The organism is Paludibacter jiangxiensis (assembly GCF_001618385.1).
Classification (GTDB): domain Bacteria; phylum Bacteroidota; class Bacteroidia; order Bacteroidales; family Paludibacteraceae; genus Microbacter; species Microbacter jiangxiensis.
Genome location: NZ_BDCR01000001.1, coordinates 1,274,629 through 1,291,924 on the forward strand (window position 1 = coordinate 1,274,629; position 17,296 = coordinate 1,291,924).

Sequence of the window (17,296 nt, forward strand, 5' to 3'; positions counted from 1 at the left end):
GATGTATTAATTTTGCACTATGAGGAACAAACGGAAAATAATAAATGATCCTGTTTTCGGTTTTATTAATATACCGACCGAATTTCTGTATGATCTGATTCAGCACCCTTATTTGCAACGATTATCCCGTATAAAACAGTTGGGGATGTCGTCGTTTGTTTATCCCGGAACACAACATACCCGGTTTCAACATTCTTTGGGAGCAATGTACCTGATGGGCGAAGCAATAGCTCAGTTGCGCCAGTTAGGCTATGAAATAAATAAAGAAGACTGTGAAGGGGCACTTGCGGCTATTTTGTTGCATGATATTGGCCATGCTCCTTTTTCGCATGTACTTGAAAATAGTTTAGTGTCAGATATTTCGCACGAAGAAATCTCTTTGTTGATGATGCAACAGATCAATAAAGAAGAAAATGGTAAACTTGATAATGCGTTGAAAATCTTTCACGGTACGCATCCGCATGTTTTTTTGCACCAATTGGTCTCCGGTCAGTTAGATGTAGACCGGCTGGATTACCTGCGTCGTGACAGTTTCTTTTCCGGGGTTACAGAAGGAACCATTGGCTCCGATCGAATTATCAAAATGATGGACTTGTACAAAGGACGTCTGGTAGTACAGGAAAAAGGTATATATTCTATTGAGAAGTTCCTTATGGCCAGGCGATTAATGTATTGGCAGGTGTATTTGCACAAAACGTCTATTGCAGCTGAAAAACTGATGATTTATGCCCTGACAAGAGCAAAAGAACTTGCCATGGAAGGCCAGGAACTGTTCGCTTCTCCTTCGCTTCATTTCTTTTTGTATAACTCCATATCAAAAAAAGACTTTTACCAACGTCCGGAAGTGCTGGAAAATTACGCCTTGTTGGATGATAGTGATATTCTGTCGGCCATGAAAGTCTGGATGAATCATTCGGATGTGGTTCTTTCAACCCTGAGTAATGGTTTTATCAACAGGCGCTTGTTTAAAGTGAAAGTTCTACAGCAACCACTTTCTCGTCAGGAGTGTAGCGAGTTGAATGCGCAATATCAGCAGCATTTTGGTATTTCGGAGCACGATGCTAACTATTTCTGGGCTGTGGAAGAAGTTGCTAATGAGGCATACAGTCCCAATGAAGCCGGAATTCAGATAAAATATAATAATGGGGATGTGAAAGATATAACAGAAGCATCCGATATGTTTAACTTACAGGTGCTTAGCAAGGAGGTAAAAAAATACTATCTCTGTTACTGGCCTGTGTATTAATTTGAAAAAATGAACGCATTTATCACCGGAACTACCGCAGGTTTTGGAAAAGCCATTGCATTGCGCTTGGCAAAATTGGGCTACAACGTGATTATTACCGGTCGAAGAAAAGAACGCCTTGATAGTTTAGCCGAAACCCTGCGTAATGAATTTTCGGTAAAGGTATTGCCACTCTGTTTCGACATTCGGGATAAGGAAGCTTGCCGTCAGGCGGTGGAAAGCCTGCCTGCCGAATGGCAGAAAATTGACATTCTTGTGAATAACGCAGGCTTGGCCTCGGGTTCGGCTCCTTTCAACGAATTCGACATCGAAGACTGGGACAAAATGGTAGATACCAATGTAAAGGGATTGCTTTACATCAGTCGTTATATTACCCCTCTGATGGTGGCCGCAAAATCAGGACATATCATAAACCTGTCGTCGATTGCCGGACGCGAAGTGTACCCTTCCGGCAATGTGTACTGTGCCACCAAACATGCGGTGAACGCTATTACTCAGGGCATGCGCATCGATATGCTGAAGCACAACATCAAGGTGAGTTCCATCTCTCCGGGTGCTGCCGAAACCGAGTTTTCGCTGGTACGTTTTCACGGCGATCAGACTAAAGCTGATGCTGTTTATCAGGGTCTTACTCCACTCAATGCAGAGGATATTGCTGATGCGGTGGAATACATCGTCACGCGCCCGGCTCATGTCAATATCAACGATATTTTTATAACTCCTGCCCGTCAGGCAAATACCTACGTATACAACCGGACTGACGAGTAATAAACCGAGTCTAATTATGGTACAGCCATTAGTAATTCCGGAAAAAGAGAGGCGAGAAGTTGCGCGGCATTATCGTGAAATGCTGCGTGCAGTCGATAATATCCTAACACAAGAGGATATTAAATTGTCGCGTCAATGGATGTATCAGTCGATTGCAAAAATGCTGGAAAAGGGAGAGATGATGCCCACGCGCCGCGTGATCAAGCACTTGAGGATGGCTCAGGTGTTGGTCAATGAATTCGGACTGGGACGTTCTGCTATTCTGGCTACGATACTGTATGATAGTTTGCTGGCGGGCTCCGAAACTCTCGAATCGATAGAGAAGCAGTTCGGTCCTTCAGTTTCAATTATTGTTCACGGCTTGTGTCGTGCTCACGATTTGTATGAGCGTAACAGCGCCATCGAAACCGAAAATTTCCGCCAGTTGTTGCTCACCTTTGCCGAAGACATGCGGGTGATCCTTATCATGATTGCCGATCGTTTGGATACGATGCGGACACTTCGTGATCATGCCGATGACGAAGTGAGGTTGAAGGTGGCACACGAAGCATCGAATCTCTATGCACCGCTGGCTCACCGTATGGGGCTGTATGCCATCAAAACCGAACTGGAAGATCTTTCACTCAAATATTCGAATCCTCAGATATACAAGGAAATTGCCCATAAGCTCAACGAAACCAAGCGGTCGCGCGATCAATACATTGCGTCGTTTATCGAACCGGTGAAGAAAAAGCTCGAAGATGCAGGCTTTAAGTTCGACATCAAAGGGAGAACCAAGTCGATTCACTCGATTTGGAACAAGATGAAAAAGCAGAACACTCCTTTTGAGAATATCTACGATTTGTTTGCGATTCGTATTATTCTTGATACTCCCGTTGATAAAGAGAAATCGGAATGCTGGCAGGTATATTCTATTGTGACGGATATGTACATGCCAAATCCCAAGCGCTTGCGCGATTGGCTTTCCATTCCAAAATCCAACGGCTATGAATCGTTGCACATCACGGTGATGGGAAATGAAGGTAAATGGGTGGAGGTGCAGATTCGTACCCGCCGCATGGACGAAATTGCCGAAAAAGGGGTTGCTGCCCACTGGAAATATAAAGGCATTAAAAGTGAGTCGAGTGGTATGGATGAATGGTTGAAGAACCTGCGTACCATTCTCGAAAATCCCGAGATGAACTCCAAGGAGGTGATGGACAACTTCAAGCTCAACCTCTACGACGACGATGTGTTTGTGTTTACGCCCAACGGCGATCTTCATAAGCTGAAAAAGGGAGCTACCGTGCTCGATTTTGCCTTTGCCATTCACTCTGGACTGGGGTGCCGCTGTGTGGGGGCAAAGGTTGGTGGACGGAATGTTCCGTTGAAATATGTTTTGCTCAACGGTGATCAGGTGGAAATTCTTACTTCGGCTAATCAATCGCCTAAAAGAGACTGGTTGAATATTGCGGTCACTTCTAAAGCCCGTACTAAGATCAAGCAGTCGCTCAAGGAAGAAGAGAACAAAGCCGCCGATTTGGGTCGTGAGGCTTTGCAACGCCGCATGAAGAACCGTAAGATTGAATTTGACGAGGCTCAGATTATGAAGCTGGCGCGTAAACACGGATTTAAATTCGTGTCCGAATTCTATCAGGCCATCTCTTACGAGCGGCTCGATGTGATCGATCTTTGCGAGGAGTTGGTTGAACTTGACAAGCACGAGGAGACACCGGAACTGGCTGCTTTGCGGAGCGTAGATAATTTTTCGAAGCAGACTGACCTTGAAAAAATCACTTCGGAGAACGATGTGCTGGTGATCGGCGACAATGTGAAGAATGTACAGTATTCGCTTGCTAAATGCTGTAATCCTATTTATGGCGACAATGTATTCGGCTTTGTTTCGGTAACAGGAGGAATTAAAATTCACCGCGACGACTGCCCCAATGCCTCACAGCTGAAAGAGAAGTTCGGTTACCGCATCATCGATGTGAAATGGGCCGGCAAATCGGGTAAATTCGACCTTGCCACCCTGCGCATTGTTGGTAAAGACGATATCGGTATAGTGAGCAATATCACCTCGGTTATCTCCAAGGAAAACAGAGTACAGATGCGCTCCATATCCGTCAATTCGCACGATGGTATGTTCGAAGGAACCATTACTGTGATGGTAAGCGACGTAGCTCAACTCTCCCAGTTGATAAAAAAACTGCAAGGTGTCAAAGGCGTGATCCGCGCAGAACGTATGTAATATTCCGATTCATATATAAAAATAAACCCTCATGTTGAAAAACATGAGGGTTTATTGTTGAATTATAATTTGCTTCAAATTATCTGCGATGACGCTTTGATTTGTGACTTTTCCCTGCCTTTGCAATGTATTTTTTATAAGCAGAAGAATGAGCTCCTTTTGCGTATTGATAATCGAAAGAGCTGGCTTTTCTGATTACATATATGTCGTTGATCGGCATATGATATGCAAAGTCAAATAATTTTTCAGGATTGATAGCATTACCTAAGTAACGGGTTTCAAAGTGGAGGTGAGGTCCGGTAGAGTGACCGGTGCTACCTCCTAATCCAAGCACGTCACCAGCTTTTAGAGGTTGGTTTTCGTGAACGAGAACTTTTGATAAGTGGCCGTATACAGTTTCCAGCCCATTGTCATGACGAATAACAACATAGTTTCCGTAACCGCCGGCTTCATAACCTGTGATACGTACTTTGCCGTTGAAAGCTGCGTGTACAGGATCCCCAACATTGAGTTTTAAGTCGGTTCCGTAGTGGAAACGATATCTACGCATTCCAAAGTGCGATGTGATAAAGGTTGCAACCGGAGGGACGTATTGAGAAAGATTGATACGTACGGAATCGGGTAATTTGGCAACCGGAGTCATATACGGGTTGATACGTCTGTTGGTCCAGGTTTCGTATACCCCGCTTGCAGGAACTTCCGTATCCTCTTCTGTAGCATACGGGTCTTCTTCCTGTTGCATTTTTTGCTGCATCAATGAATTGAGCGCGTTAATTTGACGTTGTACGTCATCGACTGCGGCTATTTCTTTATGATACACGTGCTTCGCTTTCGCTCGTTTCTTTGCAGAAACGCTTTCAGTTGCCAAACCGCACATAAATAGCCATACAAGGGTGAATAAGAATACTTTCTTCATTCTTGTTTGGTTTATAGGTTAGAGTAATTCGTCGGAAGTATACAACACAGGTGTTACTGCCAACTGATACGAAAAAATTTCTTCCGGGCTGAAAAAACGGTTAATTTCCGTTAGGGCTGATTCTGGTGAATCGGATGCATGAATAATATTCTCCAATCTACTCATGCTGTAGTCTCCGCGAATAGTTCCCGGAGCGGCTTCCCGCCCATTGGTAACTCCGGTCATTTGCCGGACAACACGAATACTGTCTTTGCCCTCTACAATGCCAATTATAACCGGAGTTCTCTTCATCGATGCTGTGATGGAAGGGAAAAATGGTTTATCAGCTAAATGGGAGTAATGTTCTACCAGAATATCATCTGAAAGTTGCATCATTTTTAATCCGGTGAAGTAAAGTCCTTTTTTCTCAAATCTGCTTATTACTTCGCCAAGAATGCCTCTTTCTAATGCGCTGGGTTTTAGAATTATAAGTGTTCTCTCCATGGCTGATTAAGTGGCTATTGCACTAATTTCAGGTCAAAGTAACAAATTAAAATCGACAAATCCAAACTTTTAAAACTGAAATTAGCTGATTTTTTTCCAGTCGACGGCTTCTTTTTGTTTTTTTTGTAATTGTTTAGTGAGTATGAGATGTTCGGGGTGTTGAAGCAATGGGTCATGGTCAAGGAGGTCGTTGGCTACGTTTCTTGCGAATTGCAACATTTGCGAATCATGCGCCAAATCGGCTATTCTCAGGTTGAATGGCAATCCGCTTTGCTGGGTTCCTTCAATATCGCCGGGACCCCGCATTTTCAGGTCTGCTTCTGCAATTTCGAAACCGTCATTCGTGCGGGTCATTGTTTCCATGCGCTTTTTTGTGTCTTTGCCTAATTCAAATGGCGTGAGTAAAACGCAGTATGACTGGTCGGCGCCGCGACCCACACGTCCCCGCAACTGATGCAACTGAGACAAACCGAATCGTTGCGCACTTTCAATAATCATAACGGAGGCGTTGGGAACATTCACTCCCACTTCTATTACGGTTGTAGCAACCATGATTTGTGTGTCGCCTGAAGCAAATTTGCGCATAGCCTCATCTTTTTCCGCTGGTTTAAGTTTCCCGTGAACCATGCTGATCCTATACTCGGGGAATGCTTCTTTTACCTGATTAAATCCTTCGGTCAGGTTTTGGAAATCGAGTTTTTCAGATTCTTCAATAAGAGGATATACAATGTAGATTTGTCGTCCTTCTTCTATTTCTTTCCGGATAAAGCGATAAACGGAATTCCGCTTGTTTTCATAATAATGATATGTCTGGATAGGTTTACGGCCGGGAGGTAGCTCGTCAATCACAGATACTTCTAAATCCCCGTAAATAGTCATTGCCAGTGTGCGGGGAATGGGGGTGGCTGTCATAACCAGTATGTGAGGAGCCTGGTCGTTTTTAGTCCATAGTTTGGCGCGCTGGGCAACTCCGAACCGGTGCTGTTCGTCAATAACAACCAGTCCGAGATTGCTGAACTGAACATTGTCTTCCAGTAAAGCATGTGTTCCGATGAGGATGTGTAATTCTCCGGACTGGAGTTGCTCGTGGAGTTGTACTCTGTCTTTTTTCTTTGTGGATCCGGTCAGAAGCCCGACATTTAAATTCATTCCAGACAAAAAAGCGGAAATGGTTTCGTAATGCTGTGTGGCGAGTATTTCGGTTGGAGCCATTATGCAGGCCTGAAATCCATTGTCGATGGCCAAAAGCATCACCATGAGGGCAACCAGCGTTTTGCCACTTCCAACATCGCCCTGAAGTAGCCGGTTCATCTGCTTGCCACTTCCAACGTCGGCACGGATCTCGCGAATGACTTTTTTCTGGGCGTTAGTAAGTTCAAACGAAAGAAACTGCTTGTAGAATTGATTGAAGTGGTCGCCTACGTGCGCAAACCTGAATCCGGCGGTTTGTTGGTTTCGTAACTTGACTGTACGTAGTAACGAGAGTTGAATATAGAACAACTCTTCAAATTTTAGCCGCTGGCGGGCTTTGGAAAGTTGTGCGGCGCTTGAGGGGAAATGAATATTGACCAATGCCTCGTGCAGCGGTAGTAACTTAAATTGCTTAACAAGGTATCCGGGTAAAGTCTCGGGAACTCTTTCTTGTAAGGAAGAAATGAGGTTGAAAATGATTTTCTGAACCGCTTTGGAGTTCAGAAAATTGGATTTCATCTTTTCTGTGGTGTTATAAAATCCTTGAAGAACAATTTTTCCTTTCCCCGCGGAATCGGATATCTTTTCAATTTCGGGGTGAGCAATATTAATATGTCCGTTAAAGAGTGAGGGCTTCCCGAAAACGATATATTCTGTGTTGACTTTATATTGGTCTAAAACAAAACGAACGCCTTTGAACCAAACCAGCTCTATGGTGCCAGTCCCGTCAGTGAATGAGGCAGTCAGGCGCTGAGAAGGGCCTGTACCGATGGTTTCAAAACGTGTGATCTTACCTTTTAGCTGAATATATGCCGTGTCGCTCTGTAGTTCGCGGATTGTGTAGAACTTGCTTCGGTCAATGTATTTGTATGGAAAATAATAGAGAAGATCCTCAAAGGTGAGAATGCTGAGTTCTTTGTTTAGCATTTCTGCCCGTTTGGGACCAACTCCGGTTAAATACTTTAATTCATTCGATGCAAGATTAATCATTCCGTAAAATCTCTTCTGTTGCGAAGTTAAGAAATTATGGCCTCTCTTTCCGATAAAAGAACCTCGGCAATTTTCAGATCCGGAGGCGTAGTGACTTTTATATTGTCCCTGTTTCCTTCAACCAAATTGAGCTCAATTCCCAACGACTCGACCACAGTGGCGTCGTCCGTAAACCGTTCTTCATAGGTCTGGTTGTAGGCTATCTTAAGAATAGAGGACTGAAAGACCTGTGGTGTTTGTACTATACAATACTGATTCCGCTCGACGGCAAAATTGGTGTTGTTTTCGGTTTTTCTCAGACTGTCGACAATGGCATATACAGGAACGGCTGTGCCATAATGCTCGGCTGTGGAGAAACAGTTTTCAAGCGTTTGGCGGTTCACCAGCGGGCGCACTCCATCATGGACTGCGATAATGCATTTTTCCTTGATGGCAACTAATCCGTTTTTTACAGACGCAAAACGAGTTTCACCGCCCTGGACGATTTCGTGAGGAATAGTGAAGTTATGTTCGTTGCACAGTTTTTTCCATAGGCTAATCTGATTAGCAGGCAGAACAATAATTAGTTGGATGAGAGAATCGTAGTCGTAAAAGACTTTGATAGTGTGCATTAAAAGAGGGATTCCTCTGAGTTGAATAAATTGCTTTGGGAGGTTGGAGCTCATCCTTTCACCTTTGCCTCCGGCAACAATAATGGCGTAACGTTTCACTTTGACTTTGGTTTATTTCTGGTATAGTTTGGTTTTCCCCTTTATTTAGAACGTTTGTTCTGAAAAAAACGGGTCATAAGTTCTGCACATTCAGTTTCCATCACACCACCCAGTACCGTTGTTTTGGGGTGTAGGGCATTGGTGGCAAAGACATGATACCCCCGTTTCTCATCGCGGGCACCAAAAACAATGCGCCCTATCTGTGCCCATGAAAGTGCTCCTGCGCACATAACGCAAGGCTCAACCGTGACATAGAGAGTGCATTCCGTGAGGTATTTCCCTCCCAGCGTATTTGCGGCGGCTGTGATTGCAAGCATTTCAGCATGAGCCGTGACATCATTTAATGTTTCTGTCTGATTGCCGGCTCGGGCTATGATCTGGTTTTGGCATACCACGACAGCCCCAATTGGAATTTCACCCTGAGACTGAGCTTTCTTAGCTTCTGCCAGAGCCTGCTTCATAAAGTAATTGTCATCAAACATAAAAACAAAGGTAGTAATTTTTATGAAATTGTACTTCCGGAATCTTCTTTGCCAATAAAAAACGTATTTTTGTGTCTTCTATCACTAAATCATAATTAAGTAACTAAATAACTATGCCAACAATACCATCCAGATTAGCCGCGTTGCGTCAGAGAATGTCCTCACGGGGAGTGGCCGCAACCATCATTCCGAGTACCGATCCTCATGCAAGTGAATATGTAGCCGATTATTGGAAAGAACGTCAATGGATATCGGGTTTTACCGGTTCTGCAGGAACTGTTGTGGTGACCGAGAAAGAAGCCGGTTTGTGGACTGATTCCCGTTATTTTCTGCAAGCCGATTTGCAGTTGCAGGGAACCGGTATCGATTTGTTCAAAGACGGCTTGCCCGAAACTCCGTCAATCACAACCTGGTTGGGGTTGGTGTTGCCGGCAGGTAGCAAAGTTGGAATTAATCCGTTACTGTTTTCGGTAAGTGCTGTCGAAAATTTACAGAGCGAATTGACGGCTGTCGGACTGATGTTGGTAACCGATGTGGATTTTTTAAAGTCGCTTTGGAAAGATCGGCCGGCTTTGCCTGAGACTCCGGTTATGGTTTATCCTGTTGAATATTCAGGCAAAAGTGCTAAGGATAAAATTGCCGGTATCAGAGAAGTCATGGATAAAAAAGGCGCCGACGCATACTTTTTTACGGCTTTGGATGAAATAGCATGGATTTTCAATATTCGTTGTTCAGACGTTGATTATAATCCGGTTGCCATAGCCTTTGGTGCTATCGATAAACAAAAAGCCACGTTGTTTGTTAACCCACAAAAAATTTCGCACAATGTAGCGGCTCTGCTTGCTGATGAAGGTGTTGAGATTGCTCCTTACAATGCTGTTTTTGAATATGTGGCAACGCTTCATGTTCATTCTAAGGTGATGATCGATAAGAGCAAAACAAACTTCGCGCTGTATCAGGACATTCCTTCTCACTCCACAGTTATCAGCGTGCCATCTCCGATTTTCTACGCAAAAGCGATAAAAAACAGCGTCGAATTGGCTGGAACCCGCAATGCTATGATGAAAGATGGAGCTGCATTGACCCGTTTCTTTATGTGGCTTGAGGCGAATGTAGTTTCAGGTACGCTGACAGAATTGAGCATTGCCGAACAATTGTGCAAATTCAGAGCTGAGCAACCGTTGTTTAAAGGTGAGAGCTTTGGAACGATAGCCGGGTATAAAGATCATGGTGCCATTGTGCACTACTCTGCCACTGAAGAAAGCAATGCTACTTTGCAACCGGAAGGCTTTTTGCTGCTCGATTCGGGTGGACAATATCTTGATGGAACTACTGATATCACTCGTACCGTTTCGCTGGGGATTCTTACCGAAGAGGAAAAACTTGACTTTACGCTTGTGCTGAAAGGTCATATTGCTCTGGGAATGGCAAAATTTCCGCAGGGAACACGCGGGTCGCAGCTTGATATTTTGGCCAGAAAAGCTTTGTGGGATCGTGGCTGGAACTACGGACACGGGACCGGCCATGGCGTAGGACATTTCCTTTGTGTACATGAAGGACCCCAAAGCATCCGCATGGATGAGAATGCCACACAACTGGGTCCGGGTATGGTGATTTCGAATGAGCCGGGCTTGTATCGTTCGGGCAAACATGGCATCCGATCCGAGAATTTGGTAACAGTGGTTGAGGGAGAAAAAACCGAGTTCGGACAATTCTACCAATTTGAAACGTTGACTCTTTTTCCGTTTGATACGAAAGCATTGGAGGTTTCTTTGTTGAGCGATGAAGAAAAAAGCTGGCTTAATAATTATCATCAAACGGTGTACGAAAGAGTCAGTCCTCTTTTGAACGATGAAGAAAAAGTATGGCTAAAACAAAAATGTGCGGCAATTTGAATTGAAAGACATGAGCAGTGCCGATCTTTCTCTGCTTAGGCAGGCTATTGACACGCAGGTTTCATTGAGCGACGAAGAGTGGAATCAATTGTTGGCACGTGTCAGTGTGCGCTCTTTTGGTAAAAATGAGTTGCTGCTGAAGGAAGGGTCGGTGTGCAATTGTTTGATTTTCATTATTTCCGGCGCTGTGGTTTATTATTCTCTCAGTGAGAAGGGGGAGGAGATCACTACCGATTTTGCGCTTGAAGGGAGTTGGGTGACCGATAACAGAAGCCGTTTGAGCCAAACGCCCTCGCATCTCAACATCAAAGCCATTGAAGCAACTGATGTTGCCATTATTGCAGAGTCCGATTTGAATGAGTTGTATCGGAGTGTTCCGAAGATGGAGCGCCTCGGTCGTATTCTCATAGAGCGGGCCTATGTACGGTTGGTGCAACTGAGTCTCGATTTGCAGATTTTGTCGGCGGAAGAGCGCTATCTTAAACTATTGCGGGAAAATCCGGAGGCTGTCAGGCGTTTGCCTCTGTACCATATTGCCAATTATCTGGGTATTGCGCCCAAGTCGCTCAGCCGTATTCGGGGAAAACTGACATAACCCCTGATTTGGTAACATTTGCGGAGAAGAATCTCTTTTTTATAACGGAACTTTGCATCGTTAAAATCAAAGTTTACAAGTTATGAAAAAGAGATTTTTTTTATGTGTGATGCTGATGCTCTCTTCGTTGGGGCTTTGGGCGCAAAGTGATTCGGTACAAATGGCAGCTCCGGTCAGAACGTGGAATGTGAGATCGGCTATTGAGGTCGAAAGTCTTGTGCCGATGTTCATGACCGGCGGATTCCATATCGGGATCGGATACCGGCTCGACAAATTTCGTGTACGACTCAGCGTAATTAACGGTGGTAGTTATGATGCAGAGAAGGCCGGTATTAATAACTCTTCGAGCGACTTTAAGCGTTTCTACAAAACATCACCCGGTCTTTTCTTTGGGTATAATGTTTGGCGCAATCTCGAGCTCTACTCTTATCTCGAATTGCATACCTTTGAGATAGAGCAGCGCAGCACGGGTGTCCGAAAAAATCTGTTCAGTACGGATACCGGACTGGGGCTCAGTTATCAGTTCTTTATCGGAAACATATTTTACATTCAGCCCGGACTGCATCTTTACCTCAGAAAAAGAAACAGCATCGATTTTGAAACGGCTCGTTATATTATTCCCGGAGCCGATTTCTCTCCGGTATTGAGACTGGGAGCTCGTTTGTGGAGTAAATCGAAGTGATGAATATGGTTCGGTTTGTATTTATGATGACTGCCATTGTCGCTCTGGCTTCGTGCAAAACCAACATCGGTGCAAGGAGCTCGCTATTGGTTGGTGCTGACGATATGCACAAGATAATTTATTATGCTACGCTGGCAGGAAGCTCGCATAATACTCAACCCTGGAGAGTTGAGGTTCTGGGCGATCGTGAAATAAGGGTCTTCGCCGATACTACACGTGTCTTGAATGTGATTGATCCGAAAAAGCGTGAATTATATATTTCTCTCGGAGCGTTTATTGAAAATCTTGATTTAGCGGCCGGAGCTTTGGGGTATGCCACGGAGGTACAGGTGTTGCCCCGCTCTGAACGAACTGCATGCGTCGCTGTCGTAGCTCTGAAGAGGGCTCGTCCTTCGGGCTTTGACTTACATTCGATTGTTGGGAGAAGAACGTTGCGGGTTTCGTTTCATACCGCGGATATTCGGAAAGAAGAGGTGGCAAGTATACTCGGAGATGATTGGCAAACTTCTTTCTTCGCAGCATCTACGGAGGAAGGGCGTTTTATCGCGAAGCAAACCCTGTCGGCTTACCGCCAGCAGTCAATGAATCGTGAAGCACAGGCTGAATTTGCCAGCTGGGTGCGTTTTTCTGATCGGGATGTGCGTCTAAGACAAGATGGGATTACAACAGCTGGGATGCAGATAAATGGCATTAAGGGGTTTGTGGTTCGAAACTTTTTCAAACCGGCAGATGCGGAGAAAAAACAGTTTGTCCAAGCGGGTATTGGAACGACGGAAAAGCAGGTGAATAATTGCGGTGGCTGGCTTGCTTTGACTAGTGTCGACAACTCGGTGCAGAGCTGGATAGATGTTGGTCGTCGTTACGAGCGAATGAATATTATATGTACATCATTGTGCATCGGATTTCAACCGATGAATCAGCTTGTTGAAGAACAGAACTTTCTGGAAAATGTGCAACACGAGCTCGGAAAGGGTGGAGAAATTCAGTTTGTTGCACGCATTGGCTATGTGATTGAGACTCCGTCTCCGGTCAGTCCACGTCGGTCGGTCGATAGCGTTGCGGTGTTTTACAAATAGGCTATCTGTCTTAAAGAATGTCAAGCTTATTGCGAAAGGAAATGCCGGCTCCTTATATTTGTGCTATAAACGATAGAAATATGAATCCATCATTTTATCAATTAAGTGCAAAATTGCTTCGGGGGCAGAAGGTCTCAATGGAAGAGTATAAAGGCAAAGTTGTGCTGGTGGTCAATACTGCAAGTCAGTGTGGATTGACGCCTCAATTTGAAGGGCTGGAGGCTCTTTATCAGAAATACAAGGAGAGAGGATTCGTTGTTTTGGGTTTTCCCTGTAATCAGTTTGCGCATCAGGAACCGGGTACTGAAGATGATATCTCTCAGGTTTGCCACATGAACTATGGCGTTACATTTCCGATGTTTGCTAAGGTAGATGTAAACGGAGAAAACGCACATCCTGTTTTTAAATATTTGACGTTGACCTTGAAGGGACTGTTTTTTAATCGAATAAAATGGAATTTCACCAAATTTCTGATTGATGCGGAAGGGGTGCCGGTGAAGCGGTTTGCTCCGGTTACCAAGCCTGAACATCTGGAGAAGGAAATTGAACGATTATTGTCCAGAAGAAAATAGTAAACGATCAATTTTTGGATGTTGATGCCGTGAAGGCTTCTAGTGGTCGAAGGTTGGTGTTATTGATAAATAAAAAAGTCTCTGAAAATAATTACTTTTCAGAGACTTTTTATTGTGATTCAGCTGGGATTCGAACCCAGGACCCCATCCTTAAAAGGGATGTGCTCTACCGGCTGAGCTACTGAATCAAGGCTTTAAGCTATTGCTAAAAGCGGATGCAAAGATAGGGTCTTTTTTTTGAAACACCAAGTAGCGATGACGTTTTTGGACGAAAGAACGTGCTATTTTTTTTAATTAATTGATATATAGTTTTTTATTTTTGTTGATTGCGGAAGCTTTTTATTGTTTTGGCAAATTCAACCATCTTTTCGGGGGTGCTTTCCAGTATATTTCCCACCACAATAATGTCGGCTCCCGCATTTAAAGCGTTCAAAATATCTTCGTTAGTGCGTAATCCACCTCCTACAATTAGTGGAACGGAGATCGATTTTTTGACGACAGAGATCATTTCGGCAGGAACGGGAGGTTTTGCTCCGCTGCCGGCTTCGAGGTAAATCAGTTTGTTGCCCAGTAATTCGCCGGCAATGGCCGTTGCTGCTGCTAATTGCGGTTTATGCCGTGGTATGGGACGTGTGTTGCTGATATATTCCACGGCTGTTGTCTGGTCGCTTTCCACCAAAATATATCCGGTTGATATTGTCTCTATGCCCGATTGTTTTACAGCAGGTGCAATAACAACGTGTTGCCCGATCAGAAAATCAGGGTTACGTCCGGATATCAGAGACAAAAACAATAAAGCATCGGCTTCGGGTGTAAACTGGATTGCATTTCCGGGGAAAAGAACCGTTGGTATCAGACATTGGCTTTTCAGGTGCTTGATTAGCCGTGCAGTAGATTCGCTGGTCAGGCTGCCGCCGATAAAAATCAGATCGGGTTTTGTGGTGTTGAGTAGAGATGCAAAGTGGGAAATCTGTTTTTCGTCCGAGCATTTATCCGGATCGATCAAGACGACAAATAGTTTTTGATTTTGCTGTACAGCGTCCGACACTAATTGGTAAATTGCCTGCTTCATAGTAAGTTTTTAACGAGGCAAAGGTAAGAAAAGAAATGTCTATTTCTTATGCAACTCCGCCAGATATTCCTGTTCGGGCTGGCCCGGGGTGGGGAAGAGGTTGGCACTCCTTTCCAAGAGTTTCAAATCCATGAGGGTAGAATAGCCCGAGCGACAAAAAATATTGGGTGTCTGCAACAGATGCGTTTTAAGCTCTCCCGAAGAAAGACCCGGAACCAAATCGATGTTGCCAATAGCAGATCCAGACATGCAGTCCCCCGGTTTTCCACTTACGATTAGAGTGGGCTCCTCTCGGTCTTTAAACCTTTCGATGCACATTTGCTCAAATAAAGTACGATGAGGTTCTGGCCCTGAGATAAGGCAAAGGTTTGTGTAGTTTTTTTTAACCGGAATAGCGTTCGTTGAGGGGAACCGTGAGAGCCATCCGATAAACCGCGCATTGGTCGGTAACGGATATTTGTGAGAAAGCTCTCCCGAAAGATTTCCTTTTCCTTCAATGTCGGGAATCCAGCATTCATCGTAACGGGTAATTATACAGCGGTGGCAAAACCGGAGCAAGGGTTCCATCCAACGGTAAGGGGCCCGAATCAACAGCTGATGGGTTATGTAAATGGATTTGACCGATTTGTTCCAAAGTCCGAAACGATTATCGGAAATCACCGTTTGGATATTTTCTTCCTGAATCAGTTTTTTGAGTTGCCGATGCTCCCTGATGGTTCCAACTATTATTTTCGGCAGTTGCCGTATCATGGCAAGCAGCTGAGAGTCTGATGGAGAATATTTAATGCAGAATCCGGGTAGTTGAATGGCTTTCAATTCCGGAAATTCACTTTGCAACCAACGCAGAGCATCTCCGTCGGCAGCTAAAACAACGCGTTGTTCATCTGCAATAGCATTGCGAATAATCGGCACGCAGCGGGTTGCATGTCCCAGACCCCAGTTGAGTGGTGCAATCAGAATTGTCGGCGCATGCATCCTATTCGGTCAGAAAACGAATCATCCTTTCGATAGCTTTGCGGCAAACCGGGCAGAATTCCGGATACGAATTGGTTCTCATTCTACAATCGAACGAAGGACGATACATGCCCTTGGTGAGATAGCCACCGCCCTCAAAAACGCCCACTTTCCCTTTGTATTGATCTGTAGGAGGAGTCGGTACCGGCGTGCCTTTGGGAAGGTCGTTCTTCCATTTTTTGTCGAAATCGACCAAGGAGGTGATATTTGGTTCCCATGGTTCGTTCTTCAGGTCGTACATATCAGTGAGTACATCCTGTTTGTCGTAAAAATATTCATCGGCAAGGCCGCCGAAAGAGTGTCCGAATTCATGCACGGACACCTGCGTAGTGTACTTGTTGTCGGCAGTAACCAGCGTGTAAAAATTATAAATTCCTCCGCCTCCATAACGGTCGGTATTTACCAGAATGTAGACAGCATCGTAGGGAACAAGCGCGGCAAAATTATACACTTTCTTTACATTAAGGGTGGTCAGGTAGCGTGGTTCGTAAAACGTATAAAAATTTGACCCGACAGCCGTATTCTTCCAGACGGAATCCTGTGGAACGGAAACTCCGGAATTTTCGGATGGCGCAGCAATAGCGTGAAGTACAATTTTATTCTTATTGGAGGCAAAAGGCTCGTGAGTACACAGATTTTCGTAAAGGCGTTGCGCGTCTTTGAAGAATTTATCCTGTTCGGTGCCGGTATATCCTTCGGCAATCACGGCAATGTCTATGTCTTTTTCGGGACGATCCGCTTGTCCGATTGTTTTCACCGGTACCTGCCGCGGAGCTCTTTTTTCAATCAGTTTGTCGTCGGGAGAAAGGTTGAGTCTCAACAACTCTTCCCAACGGTTGAAGTCAAGTCTCTTTTCGATGAGCAAGACAACGGCTTTTTTCGGATAGGGAAACTGAATAGCCTGTTCAAAGCTTTTGTTAGTCTTCTGAGCTTCAGGAGTCGATTGCCATTCACGAAACAGTGCATCGAAACCGTTGATATAAATCACTTTTTGAGAGAGGCTGTCAAGAACTCGGAACCTGAAATCGCCAAGATTCAAATCCGTGTCAAGGTGATTGTGACGACCACCCCAAAATGGTTCCTGACGGATGTTGTCGAGATATGCAGTGGTTTGATGAGCGTTTCCACAAAAATGAAAGTCGACGCGACAAGCTTTATCTGTAAAAAAATCGGAAAAAGAGGGTGACGCGAAAAGATTGGAATAAACTAAAATTGACAGTAAGGTCAGGGTATACTTGAGCATAAAGCGGGTGTTTTGAAATAAACAGGGTGCAAATTAAATCAAAAAAAACAAAACTACGTCACAAAACTACAAAATTGACTGATTTTATATAGGGAACAGCGATTTCGTAAGTTTATAATGTGTATTTTTGC

At 44.5% G+C, this 17,296-nt stretch carries 16 protein-coding genes and 1 tRNA gene; 8 read left to right on the plus strand and 9 right to left on the minus strand.

Features of this window, described 5'->3' with window-relative positions; genetic code table 11:
* Positions 1-19 precede the first annotated feature (19 nt).
* Genes PJIAN_RS04890 through PJIAN_RS04900 form a run of 3 tightly spaced genes read left to right on the plus strand, consistent with a single transcriptional unit; the run spans position 20 to position 4,244 of the window.
* Complete coding sequence (locus PJIAN_RS04890; protein ID WP_068702545.1) at positions 20-1,246, plus strand: HD domain-containing protein; 1,227 nt, start codon at positions 20-22, stop codon at positions 1,244-1,246.
* Positions 1,247-1,255: 9 nt separating this feature from the next.
* Entirely contained in the window at positions 1,256-2,014 is a 759-nt protein-coding gene (locus tag PJIAN_RS04895) for an SDR family NAD(P)-dependent oxidoreductase (protein ID WP_068702547.1), read from the plus strand.
* 16 nt (positions 2,015-2,030) lie between these two features.
* Positions 2,031-4,244, plus strand: coding sequence for a RelA/SpoT family protein (locus PJIAN_RS04900; RefSeq protein ID WP_068702551.1), 2,214 nt, complete (start codon positions 2,031-2,033; stop codon positions 4,242-4,244).
* 79 nt (positions 4,245-4,323) lie between these two features.
* Here the strand turns inward: PJIAN_RS04900 and PJIAN_RS04905 are convergent, their stop codons facing one another.
* The 5 genes from PJIAN_RS04905 to PJIAN_RS04925 all read right to left on the minus strand — a co-directional run bounded on the left by PJIAN_RS04905 (position 4,324) and on the right by PJIAN_RS04925 (position 9,016).
* Positions 4,324-5,160: a M23 family metallopeptidase gene (locus tag PJIAN_RS04905; protein WP_084252263.1), complete on the minus strand. Its 837-nt coding sequence runs from the start codon at positions 5,158-5,160 to the stop codon at positions 4,324-4,326.
* An 18-nt stretch (positions 5,161-5,178) separates the two neighbouring features.
* Positions 5,179-5,643: a nucleoside-diphosphate kinase gene (gene ndk, locus PJIAN_RS04910; RefSeq protein WP_068702555.1), complete on the minus strand. Its 465-nt coding sequence runs from the start codon at positions 5,641-5,643 to the stop codon at positions 5,179-5,181.
* An 81-nt stretch (positions 5,644-5,724) separates the two neighbouring features.
* Complete coding sequence (gene recG / locus PJIAN_RS04915; RefSeq protein ID WP_068702557.1) at positions 5,725-7,824, minus strand: ATP-dependent DNA helicase RecG; 2,100 nt, start codon at positions 7,822-7,824, stop codon at positions 5,725-5,727.
* Between the two features lie 26 nt (positions 7,825-7,850).
* Positions 7,851-8,534, minus strand: a complete 684-nt coding sequence (locus tag PJIAN_RS04920; protein WP_084252264.1) for a 2-C-methyl-D-erythritol 4-phosphate cytidylyltransferase — start codon at positions 8,532-8,534, stop codon at positions 7,851-7,853.
* Between the two features lie 41 nt (positions 8,535-8,575).
* Positions 8,576-9,016 carry a nucleoside deaminase gene (locus tag PJIAN_RS04925; RefSeq protein ID WP_068702561.1) on the minus strand — a complete coding sequence of 147 codons (441 nt, stop codon included), beginning with the start codon at positions 9,014-9,016 and terminating at the stop codon, positions 8,576-8,578.
* Between the two features lie 113 nt (positions 9,017-9,129).
* On the opposite strand from PJIAN_RS04925, the gene PJIAN_RS04930 reads away from it, so the two are divergent.
* From PJIAN_RS04930 to PJIAN_RS04950, 5 genes are all read left to right on the plus strand, one after another.
* Complete coding sequence (locus PJIAN_RS04930) at positions 9,130-10,911, plus strand: aminopeptidase P family protein (protein WP_068702563.1); 1,782 nt, start codon at positions 9,130-9,132, stop codon at positions 10,909-10,911.
* The gene (locus PJIAN_RS04935; protein ID WP_236714364.1) at positions 10,898-11,506 is read left to right on the plus strand and encodes a Crp/Fnr family transcriptional regulator; all 609 of its coding nucleotides are present in this window, start codon (positions 10,898-10,900) and stop codon (positions 11,504-11,506) included. Before PJIAN_RS04930 ends, PJIAN_RS04935 begins: the two co-directional genes overlap by 14 nt.
* Before the next feature lie 82 nt (positions 11,507-11,588).
* Positions 11,589-12,188: a hypothetical protein gene (locus tag PJIAN_RS04940; RefSeq protein WP_068702565.1), complete on the plus strand. Its 600-nt coding sequence runs from the start codon at positions 11,589-11,591 to the stop codon at positions 12,186-12,188.
* Positions 12,189-12,193: 5 nt separating this feature from the next.
* Complete coding sequence (locus PJIAN_RS04945) at positions 12,194-13,264, plus strand: Acg family FMN-binding oxidoreductase (protein WP_153802486.1); 1,071 nt, start codon at positions 12,194-12,196, stop codon at positions 13,262-13,264.
* Positions 13,265-13,344: 80 nt separating this feature from the next.
* Complete coding sequence (locus PJIAN_RS04950) at positions 13,345-13,836, plus strand: glutathione peroxidase (protein WP_068702765.1); 492 nt, start codon at positions 13,345-13,347, stop codon at positions 13,834-13,836.
* A 115-nt stretch (positions 13,837-13,951) separates the two neighbouring features.
* Here the strand turns inward: PJIAN_RS04950 and PJIAN_RS04955 are convergent.
* The 4 genes from PJIAN_RS04955 to PJIAN_RS04970 form a co-directional block, all read right to left on the minus strand.
* A tRNA-Lys gene (locus tag PJIAN_RS04955) sits at positions 13,952-14,024 on the minus strand.
* 125 nt (positions 14,025-14,149) lie between these two features.
* Complete coding sequence (locus tag PJIAN_RS04960; protein WP_068702569.1) at positions 14,150-14,908, minus strand: phosphoglycerol geranylgeranyltransferase; 759 nt, start codon at positions 14,906-14,908, stop codon at positions 14,150-14,152.
* 39 nt (positions 14,909-14,947) lie between these two features.
* Complete coding sequence (locus PJIAN_RS04965; RefSeq protein ID WP_068702571.1) at positions 14,948-15,883, minus strand: hypothetical protein; 936 nt, start codon at positions 15,881-15,883, stop codon at positions 14,948-14,950.
* 1 nt (position 15,884) lies between these two features.
* The gene (locus PJIAN_RS04970) at positions 15,885-17,165 is read right to left on the minus strand and encodes a M64 family metallopeptidase (RefSeq protein ID WP_068702573.1); all 1,281 of its coding nucleotides are present in this window, start codon (positions 17,163-17,165) and stop codon (positions 15,885-15,887) included.
* Between the last annotated feature and the right edge of the window lie 131 nt (positions 17,166-17,296).